Genomic DNA, 16,288 nt, shown 5'->3' with positions numbered 1-16,288 from the left:
GTTATCCGAGCCTCCGCTTTGCCTGACGCTCCACCATGCGGTTGTAAGCCAGCATGATCGCAAGATTTGCCAACAGCACGATGATCGCAATCGCCGCTCCGAGCGGCCAGTTCAGCTCGATCAGATATTCATCGTAGACCACCGTTGCAGCCATTTTGAGCCGCCGACCGCCAAGCAGGCCCGGAATGGCAAAGGCACTGGCCGAAAGCCCGAAAACGATCAGGCTACCGGAGAGAATGCCGAGTGTTGCCTGAGGAAAGACAATGCGGCGCAAGGCGGTAAACCGCGAAGCGCCCAGCGATAGTGCGGCGGCTTCAACCGTCGGATCAAGCTTCTGTAAAGCCGTCCACACAGGAATGACCATGAAGGGCAGCATGATGTGAACGAGAGCGATGACGATGGCCGTTTCCGTATAAAGCAGCTGTACCGGCTCGAGGCCGAGCATGGCCAGGGCGTGGTTGACGAGGCCATCGCGGCCAAGCAGCATGCTCCAGCCAAAGGTCCTGACAACGACGGACACCAAAAGCGGCCCGATGATGACAAGCAGGAAGATCGAGCGCCACGGCTTGCCCATGCGCGTGAGAATATAGGCCTCCGGTGTTCCCAAGAGGACCGTGATCACCGTGGTGAGCAAGGCAAGACGCAACGTCCGCCAGAATATGGCGAGGTAATAGGGATCCTGGAGAACGGTCAGATAGTTTGCCGTTGTGTACCGGTTCTGAACGCCGCTGCTGTAGTCATAGACATTGAATGACAGAACGGCCGTCAATGCGAGGGGTAAGAGAATAAGCCCGATGAACAGCAGTGTGGCCGGTGCTGCGAGAAAGAATGGTGCCGGCAGGCGCGGCGAGGGTCTGATCGCTACGCCTGTCATGATTGTAGAATGCCTTCCTGCTCAGCGGCCAGTATCCGGCATTCTTCTATGTTCCACGCGAGCCCCGTGACCTCTCCTTCAGATGGCGGCGGAGCGCCCAGATTGGCCACCGAGACGGATATTTCGCCCGCTGGCGTCGCGACACTGAGAAGCCATTGGTTTCCAAGAAAATAACGGCTCGATACCGATCCACGCAGCATACCGCCGGCGGGATCCGTCAAGCGGATCTTTTCCGGCCTGACCGACAGGCAAAGTTCGCCGCCCGGATAGTTTCCCGTTGCCGGTATTTTCAGATCCGTGTTGTCAACGAGCAGCGATACACCAGCAGTTTCTTTCACCGCGCGGGCGGCCAGAAAATTCGACTTGCCGACGAACGAGGAAATAAAATTATTCTTCGGGTGTTCGTACAGGCTGTAGGGATGATCGACCTGCGTGATCCTTCCACCTTCCATCACCACGACGCGATCGCTGATGGACAGGGCTTCCGCCTGATCGTGGGTCACCATGATCGTGGTAATGCCGACGACGCGTTGAATGCGGCGCAATTCGAATTGCATTTCTTCGCGCAGCTTGGCGTCGAGATTTGAGAGAGGTTCATCGAGAAGCAATACGGGCGGCTTGATCACGAGCGCCCTGGCAATTGCCACCCGCTGGCGCTGACCACCGGACATTTCGCGCGGATAACGATCGGCGAGGGCGGTCAGCTGGACCAGCGAAAGGATTTCCGCAACTTGTCTGTCACGCTCGGCCTTTGCAATTTTCCGCATTTCCAGTCCGAAGGCGACATTCTGCGCGACGGTCATGTGCGGAAAGAGCGCATAGCTCTGGAAGACCACGCCAAGCCCGCGTCTGGCCGGTTTCTCCCGCGTGATATCCCGGCCGTCGAGGGTAATTCTGCCGTTTGTCGGCGCCACCAGTCCGGCGATCATCTGAAGGGTTGTTGTCTTGCCGCAACCGGACGGCCCCAACAGCGAAATGAACTCGCCCTGTTCGATTTCCAGATCGAAATCACGAACGGCGGCAAACTCTCCGTAAAGTTTGGAAACCCGCTCAAGGTGTAAGAATCCCATACCGCAATCCCCTGAATTCATATCCGCCATCGTGGTTGCTTTGTGGCAGTTTCACTATTAGTGACCCAAATCCGAAGGGTTCATCAAATGAAATCTTGTATTTTGGAATAAAATTAATAAAAATTCTGAAATACAAAATTACCATACTAATTTTCAGAAAAATGGTTGTGGAAATGAAACAGCAGATCGAAACAAGTACGAGTCTGAACAAGGCTGTAAACCTCATGAAGGCGCTTTCGCATGGGCCGGCAGAAGGCATGCGGCTGAAAGAGTTGGCCCTGACTGTTGGGTTGAATCAACCGTCTGCCCACCGCTTGCTGAAATCACTGGCTGCCGAGAGCCTGGTCGAGCAATTGCCAGGCAGCAAGCTATACCGCCTGTCCCTCGAGTTCTTCTCAATGGCGGCTCAGGCCCGCCGCCGCGACGGTATTCTTGAGATCGCACGGCCGTCGCTCCTTCGGCTCTCGGCAACCCTGAATGACACGGTGTTTCTTCTCGTTCGCAGCAACTTTGACGCTGTCTGCCTCGATCGCGTGGAAGGGCCGTTTCCAATACGGTCCTTCACAGGCGATATCGGCGGGAAGGTGCCCCTTGGAATCGGCCAGGGAAGTATTGCAATCCTGGCTTTTCTGCCGGAACCTGAGCGTGACGCAATCATTCAGTTCAATATGCCACGCATTCTGGATCGCTCGCAGATCGATGAAGTTGATCTGCGTATCAAGATAGAGGAAGTGCGGCGTCTGGGGGCGGCGCACATCAATTTTGACATGATAGCAGGCATGGCGGGGCTCGGCGTGCCTATCATTGACAACAGGGGCTGTGCAGTCGCCGCTCTTAGTATCGGCACACTGTCCGATCGTTTGACTGATGCGCGCCGCGCTACGATGACAGAGCTCTTGAAGTCAGAAGCCGCTGCGATCAGTGCGAAACTCAATCCTTTTGATCCGACATTGCGTTATCCAAGCCAGGCGCTCTCGCGTTAGGCGCGGGCGTACAGTTTCGCTGAAAGAGGACCGTTGGCAGTGAAAGCGATGAAGAGAGATGAGATGGGCTTTGGAGCAACCCACGGCATTATTTCCGCGATGTGCTTGGCTCGCGCCGGAGTGGGAGACATATCGGCCGTTTTTGCGATTTGAACTTGATCTATTGTTTCAACGACAAGAACAGAACCCGGTCGTAATAAGCTATCATGCTCAATACCGCTTGACACCGCTTGAAAAGCCCGCTGCAAATGCTCAGCGCTCTGCTATCAAATTCGTTACAGCAGGTTAAGACAATTTGACCGAACTATCGGCGCAATAGGTAACAACTGGCTGGTAGGGTGAAACAAGAATATTCAAAGACTACAACATGACGCGAAATTTCAGGGGAATGCGCGGTGTTGGCTTGGGGGGTCGGGTAACGGTTCGTTGCTTTAGGCTGACAATTTTCTCTAACTGCTGAATGATGAACCATGTCTTTAAACCGACTATCACATATCGATGGCCTGCGGGCTATCGCTGCGCTCTCTGTTTTGGTTCAACATATGTTCGGCGACATGCTACGCAGCAGTGCTGCTGGACCAGGAGCTTTGTTCAGCTTCGCGGGCCAGTCGATTGACAATATCGACCTTGGACGGTTCGGCGTCGTTTTATTCTTTCTGATCAGTGGTTTCGTTGTCCCGTTCAGCATTCGCGGCGATCGGCCTCTCAAGAGATTTGCGATATCGCGCCTGTTCCGGCTGTATCCGGCGCTATGGGTTGCGATTGCTGCGCTGACGGCGTTGTACTGGAGTGACGGGAACACGCCGAGCCTTGCGACGATCACAGCGAACTTGACGATGGCACCGACCCTGTTCGGGAAAGCCTGGCTTTCCAGTATTTACTGGACATTGTTCATCGAGCTTGTGTTCTATTTCCTGGCTGCTGCATTGTTTGCAACCGGATTCCTCTTTGATTTTCGTGCGATCTTTGCGTTTGGACTTCTCCTTGTGGCGTCGACAGTTCTGCCGATTTTGGCCCGGCTTTATTTCTCTGCAAACATTCCCGTCCAATATATCGGGTTGCATCTGTCATTCTTGTTCTGCGGATTGCTGCTGCGTCTGGCGATCATGGAAAAGGTTAGATATGCCGGGCTTGCTGCGATCGGCCTGCTTTGTGTGCAGTTCGCTTCAATAGCGGCAGTATCAGATTTTTCACTTGGGCGTGACGATGGTTTTGTCATCACCGGATTGCAACCGGTGCTGGGAGCCTATGGGCTCGCGGCGGTTGTTTTCATTGCTGCGGTCTCGAGCGCGCGACCAAATTTCGCGTTCCTCTCGTTCATTGGTCAGATCAGCTATTCGATATACCTGTTCCATTGGATCGTCTGTACGCTTGTCTACCGGGTTTTTCCATTGACCGGGCAATGGAGCGACCTGCTTGTTATGAGTCTGTGTGTTCTTCTTACGATTTTGGTCTCATGGGCCGTATTTGTGGTCGTGGAAAAGCGGATGATCAATTTTGCAAAATGGTTGACAGCCGGCAGCAAGCCACTGCGGCCCGAGATGGTGATTTGACATGGGGATTGCTGTCAAATTCCAAAGGATATCCGGTTCACTTGACTAAATCGTCCGGTCGCGTGGGCGGGGCGGGTCAAGCAAACCCGACCGGACCACTGCCGCGAACAAGGGCGAGGGCGACCACTCTTGGCGCAATGCAGTATGTGAGACTCACCCTGCGTCCCGTGCTGGTCATCGCGTGGCCTGCGTTCAAATCCACCGCGATATCGTCATAGTCCAGCATGTCGTGGTCGAGCGGATACACAGCCTTGTAGACGGCCTCCTTGGCCGCGAACAGGACACGGCCGGCAAGGCTCGGCTCCACCGCGTCTGTCACATCGTCCCGGGTTGCAACGAGCGAAAAAATATCATCCGGGAGCGCTGTGGCAGGTTCGACATCGATGCCGATTGAGCCGATCTTGGCTGAAAGAGTTGCAACCGCGGCTACGGCCATTTCCTCGTCATGGGCCAGAGAACCGGTCATCCCCATGGGCCATACCGGCGCACCGGATGACGCGCGCAGGATCGCAACGTCGTTCAAGCCATGTTCCGCCAGCAATCCATGTGCGACCCGCCGCGCGGCGCCGCTGGCCCGGCGCCTGGCCGGGTGGCGTGACGGAATGGAATGCGCTTCCCGGGGCAGCAGGCAGGCCTCATCCCCGTCACGGATAGTCCGGCATCCGACCCGGACGCCCTCCGGTGCAATGCCATTCATGGCTTCCAGGAGGGTTAATTCTGCTGACGGATTTGCGGAGATGTGGGGTGGGTACGTCACGGGTCAACCGTCTGCGTCGGCAGAACCAGATCGGCAATCATTTCTCCGTCTTCGTCCAATCCTTCTTCCACGAAGCCTGCGGCGCGATAGAGGTGCCGCGCACCTTCGTTTTCCGGTTCATAGCAGATCGAAACGTGCCGCACGTGTCCAAGGCCACTGATTTCGTCCAGCACCTTGCGCAAGGCAGCTTTGCCATAGCCTTTGCCCTGATAGGCGCGATCGATCATAAAACGGTAGATCGTCGCCTCGTCATCGTCTGCGGGCGCCTCGTACATGAGGAATCCGACGACGCGGTCCCCGGCCATCACGACGCGCGGCCGTGCATCCGCATCAAGCGCGGCCTCATCCAGGGATTCCGTATTGCTTGCAACAAAATCCAACTGCTCCGGGGCAAGTTCAAGCGACGTCACCAGGGCCCTGACGGCCTCGGTGACGGGTGCGAGCTGGATGTCAACGACCTTCCCGTGGCGGTCTGTCAATATGCGATCTCCGACACAATCTCCTGGGATGCAAGCATTTCAGGAGCGTTTTGCAGTTCAACAATCCACATCGCGAAGGCGAGGGTCAAGCGGTTGTCTTCATACCACTGTTCAGAACAGGCGTGACAAACCGGTGAAGCTTGGCCGGGTTACCCCGCCATATGGAGTTGGGCTCCAGTACTTCGCCTTTCATCACGAATGAATCCGCATCCACCACCGACCCGTTGCCCATCACGACACCGTAATGGATGAAGGCAGCAGGTCCGAGCGTGCAGCCGCGGCCGATGCGGATGAAATCGGACTTGAATGCACCTTCTTCGAGCGAATGGGCCTGAATGACGCTACCTTCATTGAGGGTGGCATCATCGCCGATTTCCACCAGCGAACGTTCGGTCAGATTGCTGCCGCCGTCATAGACCCTCCGGCCCATCTTGACGCCCAGCAGGCGCAGGATCATCGGCCGGAATGGCGTGCCGGCGAACAGGCGGATGATAGGCGAATCCGCCAGCTTCCAGTGGCGTTCGTGATGCCAGAAAGTAACGTCATAGATCGTCGTCATCTGCGGCTTCAGCTTGCCGAAACCGAGGCTTGCCCGCTCCACCAGAATATAGAATGGAATGGTGATGACCGACGTCAGGAGCACGGCGACGAAGAGCGCGGTCTGCGCCCATTCGGTATAGTAGTTGAGCGCGCGGTCCCAGATCACCAATGTGACAAACAGCATGACCCACTGCGCTGCCAGAAACAGCAGCGCTGTCATCGCATTGTAACGGTTCTTGAACTTGAGGCGACGGCGCCGGTCCTCTTCGCTGATGCCGGCAATAAGTTCCTTGTCGCGGTTGACCATGCGAGGGATTTCAAAGGACGGCGAGCCGAGAAGGCCGACATTCTCACGGACCGGTCCGTCAATGGGGATCATCACTTTCGTGCCAAGCAGGCAGTTGTCGCCCGTCTGTCCGTCCGGCGGATAGTAGATGTTGTTGCCCAAATAGTTGCGTTCGCCAATCTTCGTATGCTCAAGCCGGAATGAGGAGGCGGACTTGTGCATGTTGATCATGAACAGCCCATCCGACACCATGGTTTGGCTGCCGATTTCGCAAAGGAGCGGATTTTCGTGCTGCTGGTTGCTGCCAAAATTGGAACCGGTCTGCACCACCTTGTTGAGGTTCCAGCCGATGGCGCGCATGTAATGGACGATTGCTGAGCTGTCGCCGAACATGAGATTGAGAACGCGCGAATTACTGGTGAATTCGACCACAGTCTGCAACCAGTACCGGAACCCGTAAAGCGTGTAGGTGCGGCCAGATTTCAAAATCAGACTGAGCAAGCGAGGCACGATTGTTGCTGCCAAAAAGGCCACGACAATATATCCGAATAACGTGACGGTGGTGCCGATCGCCACAATGCCGATGGTTTCCTGGTAGTCGTCGCTGACATTCTGCCAATAGCTGTGGAACAGCAGCGGGATGGGGGTGACGAGGGTAAACAAGCCCACCAGTTGAACGGCTTCAAAGAGGAAGCGCCGGATATTGGACGGATTGACGTTGCGAACCTTGCAATAGTCAGCGGTCGTCGGCACTGCCGGCGATCCATGCCAGCGGATACCGTCGGGGATGCTCTGCCCACGCTGAAGCGAGGACGAATGGCCGAGCTGGGAGCGGTCGCCCATCTTGGTGTCGATGTCGAGCGTGCAGCCCACACCGACAAATGCATCATGACCGATGGTCAGCGATCCCGTCTGGATATAGCCGGCTTGGGCTCGATAGCCAAGGATCATCGATTCCTTGCGCAGAATCGCATTGTCGCCAATGGATATGAGGTCCGTACACACTGGAACGGTGCGGCACTCAATGACTGCGTTTCGTCCGAGCTTGGCTCCGAGGAGCCGCAGATAAAGATTATAGAGCGGGCTGCCGCGGAACAGCACAACGGGGGCTGTGCGGATCAACGTCTGCAGAACCCAGAAACGATAGTAGCGCCAGCCCCAGATGGGGAAGACTTCCGGCTTCCAGCGCCCCACAAGCACCCATTTTGCAACAATGGCAACGCCTGACATTCCAAAGAAGATGCCACCCGAAAGCAGGACACAACGCAGATAGAGTTGCAGCGGCTCGTCGAGCTTGTCGTAGGTCCAGTTGAGTCCGCGGTCCAGTGCCCACAGTCCAAAGTAGCTATAGAGACCGTAGAAAAGCAGCTGCGCCGCTCCGCAGGTCCAATAGGCAATGTTCGACGCCCGGTGCGTAAGAACGCGCTCGTTGACGGCGGTCGCCATCTCCTCGGGTATGCGCAGATGCTGCGCAAGGCGGGCGACGGTGGGATAGAGATAGATATCCCGCATGGACGTCGTCGCCCACTCTTTCCGGGTGCGGACGCGCGCGCAGAAACGGGCCATCAGCAGAGAATTGGCGCCGAGATCGTCGAAGAAGTTGTCCTCCACGGACACCTCGTCGAACTTCAGCACTTCGGCCAGCACGTCGGCCAAAAAGCGTTCGTCATCATTGCTGGGCGGGGTGATGGTTCGTTCGGCCGACAAACGCACGCTTGTCGGCTTGGGAAGCTGGCGCAAGTCCACCTTGTTCGAGACGGTCATCGGGATGGCGTCCAGCTCTTCCAGATAGGATGGCACCATGTAGTCGGGCAGGCGCCGTTTGAGCTCTCCGGCAATGTCGGCGCGGGAGATCGGCGGCATGCCGCTCTTGGGAGCATAGTAGGCAACGAGTTCGACACGGCCGGGTTCAATTTCCCAGGTCGTGACGGCGGCCTGTGCGATTGCGGGCTGCTCCAGCAGCACGGTTTCGATTTCTCCGAGTTCGATGCGGTAGCCGCGGATTTTGACCTGGGTGTCGATGCGCCCGTGATATTCAATCTCGCCATCGTCATTGATCCGGCCAAGATCACCCGTCCGGTAGATGCGCTTTGAAGGATTGTTCGGCAGGTCGAGAAAATCGGGAATGAATTTCTGTTCCGTCAGGTCCGGCCGGTTGAGATAGCCCACCGCAAGACCGATGCCGGCAATGCCGATTTCGCCAAGCTCGCCTGGCTCGGTCAGTGCCGACACGGAAGGATCGATCACGACAATGGAGTAAGTGGGCAGCGGCGCGCCGATGGTCACGGGCCTGTCGGGTGTGAGCAGGCCCATCGTGGCGGTAACGGTGGCTTCGGTGGGGCCATAGGTGTTGAGGATTTGCCGTCCTGGTTTCGACCAGCGCACCACAAGGTTGTGCGAGCATGCTTCGCCACCCACCAGCAGCGCCCGCAGACTTGGCACATCGCTTTCGATGGAGGAAAGCAGGGTCGGGCTGCAGGCCATGCATGTTACATCATTCGCCCGGAGAAAATCAGCAAGTTCCTCGCCAACCAGTGTCAGCGGTCCCGGCGCGGGCACCACCGTTGCACCGGCGGCGAAAGGCACCCAGATCTCTTCCGCAGAGAAGTCGAAGGCGATGGTCATGCCCTGATAGACGCGGTCGCCCGGCCGGTAGCCATAAGATGCGGCGGCGACCCGGACAAAGTTGCAGATGCTCTGATGTGTGATGGCCACGCCCTTGGGCCTGCCGGTGGTACCCGAGGTGTAGAGGATATAGCAGATGTCCTCGGCCGCGGAGGCTGCAGGATTCAACGGCAAAGGCTTGTCGGGCTTGGCGGTGATTTCGGCTGCAGCCCCGTCGATCAACACATGGGGAACAGGCAACTGCTCGACCCGGGAAGAATAGGCCGCAATGGTGATGATCAATCCGACATTGGCATCTTCGATGATGAGCTTCATCCGCTCTTCGGGAAAGGCGGTGGCGAGCGGAACAAACGCCGCACCGGCCTTCATCACGGCCAGCAATGCAACGTAGGTCTCGGCGGAACGGTCGAGCAGGAGTCCGACCCGGTCGCCGGGCTGCACGCCCCGATCCGCCAGGAGACGGGCGAACTGATTGGCGCGCCTGTTCAGCTCGCGATAGGTCCAGACGCGTCCTTCGGAGATAACCGCCGGTGACGCATCATAGGTTTGTGCAAGCTCCTCGAAGAAGCGGTCAAGCCGTTCACCCGGGCGCCCTTCTTGCGCAAAGTCAGCACCCGTCAAAATCTGCGGGCGTGCAATCGTTCCGGAGTCGGAGGCGTTTTTTACAATCGCATCAATACTTCCGAAGCCAGTCCTTGCTACAGGCTGGTTACTTGAATTTTCCGCCGCGCCCCTGTCGCGTCCGGCACCGTCAACACCATGGTCCATTTCCAAACTCTCTCGTCGTAGGTCGAGCATCGCCGGGCTTATGCCCGCAGAAAACACCGTGCTGCCTCTTCAGCGAGCACTGTCTATCGGCTGATTGTGCGCGGTAGCTGCAATTGACCTTTCAGTCATGGACGGCGGAATAGCCTAAGCTTCCATAAAAGAAAAGCCCGCAACTCTAACTTGCTTTTGCTTTGAACCCCCGTCCTCTGCCCATCACAGGTGTGACGATATCATATAACGCCAAGATCAAGAACTTTATTGATAATATAACTGACAGATAAATCTTTTGAAAAATCGTGAACAGGAAGTAATCTCCCCTTGTCTCCGTGGAAAGAAGTGCCGACCGCAAGCAGGAACCGACCAACCGGAGAAAAGTGCGTTGCAAGGGACCGCTCCTTATTCCATTTTCAGTATAGGCAGCCCATTTTTCGACAGATTGCAAGTCCGACTATTGCTGGCAGAAGAACGAAGACAGCAGAAGAGATCATTCAGATGAAGAATATTATTCGGGTTCGGGCTTTTTCGGGCGTCTTCGCGGTGACGTTAAGTGCGACCGGGTAGGCATAAGATTTTACGCTGAGTGATATTGCCGCCACAAATGACGCATGGGCAATGTAGCCGAGGCTCTGCATCGATCCCGTGTCGGTAAAGTCATCGTCAAGGAAATGAAAGCTCAGCTTTATACCTGTTGGAAAATGATGTCTTGTCGCCACACTTAGTGCATCCGCAGCAATTCCCGCCTATTCTCAGCCGTGAATCAAACAAGGGTTGAATGATGCGTCTGAGCGATTGCCACAATTTCCACGATTTCAGAATGTTGGCCAAACGGCGGCTGCCGAGGCCAATCTTCGACTATATCGACGGGGCAGCGGATGATGAAGTCACCTATCGCCGGAATACTGAAAGTTTCGACCATTGCGATCTCATTCCCAATGTGCTGCGCGGGGTAAAGAGTGTCGATACATCCGTTGTTGTCATGGGACAAAAGCTTGCCGTGCCCTTCTACTGCTCCCCGACAGCCCTGCAGCGGCTGTTTCACCATCAGGGAGAGCATGCGGTTGCAGCCGCAGCGGCAAGGCACGGAACGATGTTCGGTGTTTCATCGCTTGGTACAGTCAGCCTTGAGAAACTGCGCAAGTCCTATAGCGGCCCGCAGGTCTATCAGTTCTACTTTCACAAGGACCGCGGCCTGAACCGGGCGATGATGCAGAGGGCCAAGGACGCTGGCGTCGAGGTGATGATGCTGACCGTCGACAGCATTACCGGGGGTAACCGCGAGCGTGATTTGCGCACCGGCTTTTCCATTCCGTTCAGGCTCAATCTTGCCGGCATGCTGCAATTTGCCATCAAGCCGCAATGGGCACTGAACTATCTCACGCATGAACGCTTCAGCCTGCCGCAACTGGAAGAACACGTGGACATGGGCAGCGGCGCCATGTCGATCAGCCGGTATTTCACGGAGATGCTGGATCCCTCGATGACCTGGGACGATGTTGCCGAGATGGTGCAGCACTGGTCAGGGCAGTTCTGCCTGAAGGGCATCATGTCGGTGGCGGATGCCAGGCGCGCAGTCGATATCGGCTGCACGGGTATCATTCTCTCCAATCACGGCGGCAGGCAACTCGACGGATCGCGCGCGGCATTCGACCAACTGGCTGAGATCGTTGATGCCGTGGGCGACAAAATCGATGTGATCATGGACGGCGGAATCCAGCGCGGGACGCATGTGCTCAAAGCCTTGTCCATGGGCGCCAAGGCGGTCGGGATCGGACGTTATTATCTTTATCCCCTTGCCGCGGCCGGTCAGGCTGGCGTCGACCGCGCGCTGGATCAGCTCAAGATCGAGATAGAGCGGGGAATGAAGCTCATGGGCTGCACCTCCGTCGATCAACTGACCCGGGAGAATCTCAAGCTGCGATAGATCGGGAAATCTTGACTGGAAGGAGCTGCCTCATTGCAGCGCGCCGCCTTTGGTGCGGCCCCAGCGCCTGCGGGCGGCATCACTGGCGCGATAGATGAATGATGCCGGTGCCGGCAGGGTACGGCGCATGAACGCGACCTTCTTCAGATAGCGGTCTATCTTCCAGGTTGCCCATGTTCCACCGGTAAAGTAGGCAACATCTCCCGCACGCAAGGTACGGGTGAGCCCTTCGGCGTCCGTGACGTGTACTTCACCTTCGAGAATGCAGACGGTTTCGTCCCAACCGAAATACCAGCGGAAGGTTCCGGCCGTGCAATCCCATATCGCGGTGTAGGCCGCCCGGTCGCGGCTTGCGGATTGTTCGCGGGCGCGCGCCTGCGGGTTACCGTCCAATATCCAGTCGGGATTGATGGGAGCGGGGTTCAACTGCATTTCGAGGGCGTTGTCCGATACGAGACCGGAACTGCGCGGCCCTGTGAAAACGTTCGGTATCGTCCGTGTCATGGCAAGTACGGCACTTGCCAGCATAAGTCTCCACGCCATTGTTTCCCCCTTCAGAATGGAACACCTTGAATAGCGGCCATTCGTCAGAATTAGGTTAAACCCGGGACGCAAATTGCATGTAATTGGCACTACGCTTGCGTGGGCTTAACCGGCCCGCGCCGTCACCCAGTTGTGCCATTCCTCCTCACTGCCATGGAATACGTTGAGGTCAATTCGGCCGCTGACGCCATGGGAAAGGCCCGAACCGGAATACTGCCAGAACAGCCAGCGCCGGCCGGGATAAACCTTGGAGGGATGAGCGGCGACCGCGCGCAACCAGAAGGGATAGTCGGCAAGCTCGCCCCTCAGATTGTCCCGATAGAAATCCGGGGCGGTGTAGATGATCGGCCGCTGGCCATAATGTTTCTCCAGCTTGTCCATGAAGACCTGCATCTTTTCCAGCACCTGCGCGCGGGAAGGGCGCCGCTTGCAGCTCGATTCGCCATTCCATTCCACATCTATTGCAGGTGGAAGCGCACCGGGTTCCCGGGGAACATTGCGGATGAACCAGTCAGCCTGCTCGCCCGCAGTGCGGCACCAGTAGAAGAAGTGATAGGCGCCCCGCTTCAGACCGGCTTCCTTGGCCTTGCGCCAGTTGGTCTTGAACATCGGGTCGATATGATCGCCGCCATCGGTAGCTTTGATATACGCGAAATTGGCGCCTTGCATACGCAGGTTCGCCCAATCCACGTCACCCTGCCAGCGCGACACGTCAACCCCGTGCACGGCGAGTTTTTTTGGCGATGCCGGCCCAAAATTAATGGGTTTGGCATCGCGGAAACGGCGGCTGTAGATCTGCATTCGGGCCTGCGGTGCAGCCTTGACCATCGGATCCGCGGGGGCAGGCGGGGGAACCGGCTTTCCATTGGGGCGGCCATGACAGGGGATGGTGCCGGTGGCAGGATCGCTGCCGATTCCGGGACGGGTCCGGCCCATGCCAGAATTTCCTGCTGGGGTACCGGCGAGGGGGGAACGGTTGCCATGGCGATACGCGTCACCGAACGGCTTGGCCGGACCACCGAACTGGTCATTTCCTGCGAAGGCCGTTGTGCCAGCACATCGTCCACGCCCGAACTGGATTGGCAGTTCGTCAGCACGAGGCACGAAAACATGATTGTCAGCACACACGAAACACGCATAGGCACCCGTACTCGAAATAATTGTCGATGGCGCGAACGAGGCCAATCGGTTTCACTGCTGTAATTGCTAACAGGAAATTACCAAGAAAGACTGAATCCCGATTTTAACCATAAGGTGCCGTCAACCATGCCGCCCAGGTCTTAGCGTGAAAGACCTGGGAGCTGGAAAACTTTGTCGTGTGTGCCGACAAAGACATCACCGTTGCTGGTGACCCAGCCGCGGAACATACCATCGGTATTATACGGCGCGACGATGGAGCCGTCGGCACCTACGGCAACCAGCCCGGCGCCTGCATTGTGCCGTTTGAGGTCTTCGTGGATGACCTTGTCTGAAGCTGTCTTGAGGTCTTCGCCGAGATAGGCCATCCGGCTTGCGATCTCGTGACCGACGACATGGCGGATGAATACTTCACCCTTGCCGGTACCGGATACGGCACAGATGCCATCCCGCGCATAGGTGCCTGCGCCGATGATCGGGGAATCGCCGACACGGCCATCGGGTTTGTTGTTGTAGCCGCCCGTTGAGGTCGCTGCTGCGAGATGACCGGCGGCATCAAGCGCAACCGCGCCGACCGTGCCGTGTTTCTCAGCCTCCTTCGCCAGCGCGGACGTGCCCCGGGCCTCATGGGCTTTCATGGCGGCAAGAGCAATGAGGCGGCGTTCGGTCGTGAAATAGGCTTGCGGTTCCGTGGCCAGTCCAGCCACTTCAGCGAAGCGATCGGCTGCCGTTCCATTCAAGAGAACCGCATCTCCCTTTTCCATGACTGCACGTGCTGCCCTTATGGGATTGCGGATAGCCCTGCTGGCGCAGACCGCACCGGCAGCCAGACCGGAGCCGTCCATGATGGATGCATCCAGTTCATGGATACCGTGTTCGTTAAGCGCGGCGCCATACCCTGCATTGAAATGAGGGCTGTCCTCCATCACCACCACCGCAGCTTCCACCGCGTCGAGCGAGGAGCCGCCGGAACTCAGAATTGCCCAACCGGCTTTCAGTGCCGATGCCAGATCGGCGCGGGCGCCGGCCCACTCAGCCTCGCTCAGATCAAGTTTGGCCATCACGCCGCAACCGCCGTGAATGGCCAGAGCTATGTTCGTCATGTCTGTCTTTCCTGCGTGTGAAATAACAAAAGGGCCGGATCAGTATCCGGCCCTTTCACGTCGATGTTTATTGCTGCGCCGGACGGATATTCATCGCCAGCGTGTCTTCGTCCGCCCGGGGTGTGAGGACAACTTTGGCCTTCTTCACAGCCCAGGCGCTGAGCTGGGTTGCGAGAGGCAGGTCGGGGCGGTCCGTTGCGACGAGATTATTGGCCTTTTCCAGAAGGACGCGACGCTTGTCCGTATCCATCTCGGCTCCGGCGTCTTCAATCAGCTTGTCCATCTGCGGATTAGCATAACCGCGGACATTGAATGCGCCCAGCGATTTTGCGGTGTCGTGGGCGTGCATCAGCGACGAGAGCATGTAATTTGCTTCGCCCGTCAACGTGCCCCAACTGGCCATATAGAGTGAATACTCGCCCCGGGTCTTTGCCGGATTGAACACAGTCGCAGGCACGCCATTAACATCGGCTGTGATGCCGATTGCAGCCAGCATCTGCGCGACTGTCGGTCCAAGCTCGTTCGGCATGCGATCATTGGCATAGCTGAGCGTGATCTTGAAGCCGTTGGGATAACCAGCATCCTTCAGCAATTCCTTGGCGCGCTTCAGATCGAAGGCCGGTGCCTGGAGCGACTTGTCATAGCCGAAGATATTCGATGTGACCAACTGGGTCGGCACGACAGCCATCCCTTCCAGGGCGAACTCGACGATGGTTTGGCGGTCGAGTGCGAGATCGATGGCTTCGCGCACACGCGGGTCGAGCAGGGGATTCTTGTCGAGCTTCGCGCCGCTCTTGTCGAAGACCTGCGGGCTTTTCTCGCGGAAATCGAACTCGAGATAGCTGATGTAGATGCTCTCGTTCTTGACCACGGCAAGCGATGCATCCCGTTCAAGTACCGGCACATCCGCGGCGGGCACTTTCGAAATCACGTCGACCTGTCCTGCCTTCAGCTGTGCAACGCGCGCGGCATCGTTGGGGATTTCCTTGCGAATGACACGATCCCAGGGCTGTGCTCCGCCCCAATAGCCGTCGAAGCGCTGGAGAACCAGATCCTGTGTCGGAGCCCAGGAAACGAACTTGTAAGGGCCGGTACCGATGGTTGCCTTGCCTGAATTGAAGCCTTCGGCCGCTGTTTCCTGCGTTGAGTAATTGGCGGCTGCCGTGTGCGAGGTGATGAACAGACGCACAAAATCATTCGGCAGAGTGGGTGCGGGGCCTTCCGTCTTGACACGCACGATGAATGGATCGATCACCTCCACCGATTTGACCCGGCGCACAAAGATTGTCGCGGGGTTGGGGCCGGTGACATGAGGAATGCGTTCGATGGAGAATTTCACATCTTCCGCCGTGAAATCTGATCCATCGTGAAACTTGACGCCCTGACGCAGCTTGAATTCCCAGGTCGTCTGGTCGATGGCTGTCCAGCTGAGCGCAAGCGATGGCTCCAGCTCGAGATTGCTGCCCGAGCGGATGAGTGTATCGAAAATATGCTTGGTTGCTTCCGCGTTGGCTGCGGTGGCGGTGAAATGCGGATCCATCGAAGCCGGCCCGGCCTTGATCGCCATGACAAGGTCTGCGGCGATGGCTTGGCCTGTGCCCAGCAGGAGTGCGGTTCCCAATAAGAGGGCTCTCAGTCTTCTTTGCATT

11 protein-coding genes and 1 pseudogene are annotated in these 16,288 nt (G+C 57.3%); 3 read left to right on the top strand and 9 right to left on the bottom strand.

Annotated elements, in window-relative coordinates; translation table 11 throughout:
* Nucleotide 1: 1 nt before the first annotated feature.
* Nucleotides 2-874: an ABC transporter permease gene (locus RDL77_RS00645; RefSeq protein ID WP_288191419.1), complete on the bottom strand. Its 873-nt coding sequence runs from the start codon at nt 872-874 to the stop codon at nt 2-4.
* Nucleotides 871-1,944, bottom strand: a complete 1,074-nt coding sequence (locus RDL77_RS00640) for an ABC transporter ATP-binding protein (protein ID WP_288191417.1) — start codon at nt 1,942-1,944, stop codon at nt 871-873. The genes RDL77_RS00645 and RDL77_RS00640 overlap by 4 nt, the downstream gene beginning before the upstream one ends.
* A 173-nt stretch (nt 1,945-2,117) precedes the next feature.
* Between RDL77_RS00640 and RDL77_RS00635 the strand changes: the two genes are divergently transcribed.
* Both RDL77_RS00635 and RDL77_RS00630 read left to right on the top strand, forming a co-directional pair.
* A complete protein-coding gene (locus RDL77_RS00635) occupies nt 2,118-2,927 on the top strand; it encodes an IclR family transcriptional regulator (protein ID WP_288191416.1) in 810 nt (269 codons plus the stop codon).
* A gap of 470 nt (nt 2,928-3,397) precedes the next feature.
* The gene (locus tag RDL77_RS00630) at nt 3,398-4,480 is read left to right on the top strand and encodes an acyltransferase (protein WP_288191415.1); all 1,083 of its coding nucleotides are present in this window, start codon (nt 3,398-3,400) and stop codon (nt 4,478-4,480) included.
* Between the two features lie 76 nt (nt 4,481-4,556).
* Here the strand turns inward: RDL77_RS00630 and RDL77_RS00625 are convergent, their stop codons facing one another.
* From RDL77_RS00625 to RDL77_RS00615, 3 genes are all read right to left on the bottom strand, one after another.
* Entirely contained in the window at nt 4,557-5,177 is a 621-nt protein-coding gene (locus RDL77_RS00625; RefSeq protein WP_288191414.1) for a 4'-phosphopantetheinyl transferase, read from the bottom strand.
* 56 nt (nt 5,178-5,233) lie between these two features.
* Nucleotides 5,234-5,716: a GNAT family N-acetyltransferase gene (locus RDL77_RS00620; protein ID WP_288191412.1), complete on the bottom strand. Its 483-nt coding sequence runs from the start codon at nt 5,714-5,716 to the stop codon at nt 5,234-5,236.
* A gap of 85 nt (nt 5,717-5,801) precedes the next feature.
* On the bottom strand, nt 5,802-9,935 hold the full coding sequence (locus RDL77_RS00615) for a Pls/PosA family non-ribosomal peptide synthetase (protein ID WP_288191411.1): 4,134 nt from the start codon (nt 9,933-9,935) through the stop codon (nt 5,802-5,804).
* A 775-nt stretch (nt 9,936-10,710) separates the two neighbouring features.
* On the opposite strand from RDL77_RS00615, the gene RDL77_RS00610 reads away from it, so the two are divergent.
* Nucleotides 10,711-11,856, top strand: a complete 1,146-nt coding sequence (locus RDL77_RS00610) for an alpha-hydroxy acid oxidase (RefSeq protein ID WP_288191524.1) — start codon at nt 10,711-10,713, stop codon at nt 11,854-11,856.
* Nucleotides 11,857-11,886: 30 nt separating this feature from the next.
* Here RDL77_RS00610 and RDL77_RS00605 read toward each other — a convergent pair whose 3' ends face one another.
* From RDL77_RS00605 to RDL77_RS00590, 4 genes and pseudogenes are all read right to left on the bottom strand, one after another.
* Nucleotides 11,887-12,399 carry a cupin domain-containing protein gene (locus tag RDL77_RS00605; protein WP_288191410.1) on the bottom strand — a complete coding sequence of 171 codons (513 nt, stop codon included), beginning with the start codon at nt 12,397-12,399 and terminating at the stop codon, nt 11,887-11,889.
* A gap of 105 nt (nt 12,400-12,504) precedes the next feature.
* A pseudogene (locus RDL77_RS00600) lies at nt 12,505-13,538 on the bottom strand (GH25 family lysozyme).
* A 141-nt stretch (nt 13,539-13,679) separates the two neighbouring features.
* Nucleotides 13,680-14,639, bottom strand: coding sequence for an isoaspartyl peptidase/L-asparaginase family protein (locus RDL77_RS00595; RefSeq protein WP_288191409.1), 960 nt, complete (start codon nt 14,637-14,639; stop codon nt 13,680-13,682).
* A gap of 67 nt (nt 14,640-14,706) precedes the next feature.
* Complete coding sequence (locus tag RDL77_RS00590; protein WP_288191408.1) at nt 14,707-16,287, bottom strand: ABC transporter substrate-binding protein; 1,581 nt, start codon at nt 16,285-16,287, stop codon at nt 14,707-14,709.
* Nucleotide 16,288 lies beyond the last annotated feature (1 nt).

The organism is uncultured Phyllobacterium sp. (assembly GCF_902479695.1).
Classification (GTDB): domain Bacteria; phylum Pseudomonadota; class Alphaproteobacteria; order Rhizobiales; family Rhizobiaceae; genus Phyllobacterium; species Phyllobacterium calauticae.
The sequence above is the reverse complement of the archived record's forward strand: the minus strand, read 5'-3'. Positions and strand labels throughout refer to the sequence as shown.

Bases quoted from the DNA above. Each gene is read 5' to 3' on its own strand.
- RDL77_RS00595 (WP_288191409.1), bottom strand. From the start codon at position 14,639: ATGACGAACATAGCTCTGGCCATTCACGGCGGTTGCGGCGTGATGGCC.
- RDL77_RS00640 (WP_288191417.1), bottom strand. From the start codon at position 1,944: ATGGGATTCTTACACCTTGAGCGGGTTTCCAAACTTTACGGAGAGTTT.
- RDL77_RS00615 (WP_288191411.1), bottom strand. From the start codon at position 9,935: ATGGACCATGGTGTTGACGGTGCCGGACGCGACAGGGGCGCGGCGGAA.
- RDL77_RS00590 (WP_288191408.1), bottom strand. From the start codon at position 16,287: ATGCAAAGAAGACTGAGAGCCCTCTTATTGGGAACCGCACTCCTGCTG.
- RDL77_RS00605 (WP_288191410.1), bottom strand. From the start codon at position 12,399: ATGGCGTGGAGACTTATGCTGGCAAGTGCCGTACTTGCCATGACACGG.
- RDL77_RS00635 (WP_288191416.1), top strand. From the start codon at position 2,118: ATGAAACAGCAGATCGAAACAAGTACGAGTCTGAACAAGGCTGTAAAC.
- RDL77_RS00645 (WP_288191419.1), bottom strand. From the start codon at position 874: ATGACAGGCGTAGCGATCAGACCCTCGCCGCGCCTGCCGGCACCATTC.
- RDL77_RS00630 (WP_288191415.1), top strand. From the start codon at position 3,398: ATGTCTTTAAACCGACTATCACATATCGATGGCCTGCGGGCTATCGCT.
- RDL77_RS00610 (WP_288191524.1), top strand. From the start codon at position 10,711: ATGCGTCTGAGCGATTGCCACAATTTCCACGATTTCAGAATGTTGGCC.
- RDL77_RS00625 (WP_288191414.1), bottom strand. From the start codon at position 5,177: ATGAATGGCATTGCACCGGAGGGCGTCCGGGTCGGATGCCGGACTATC.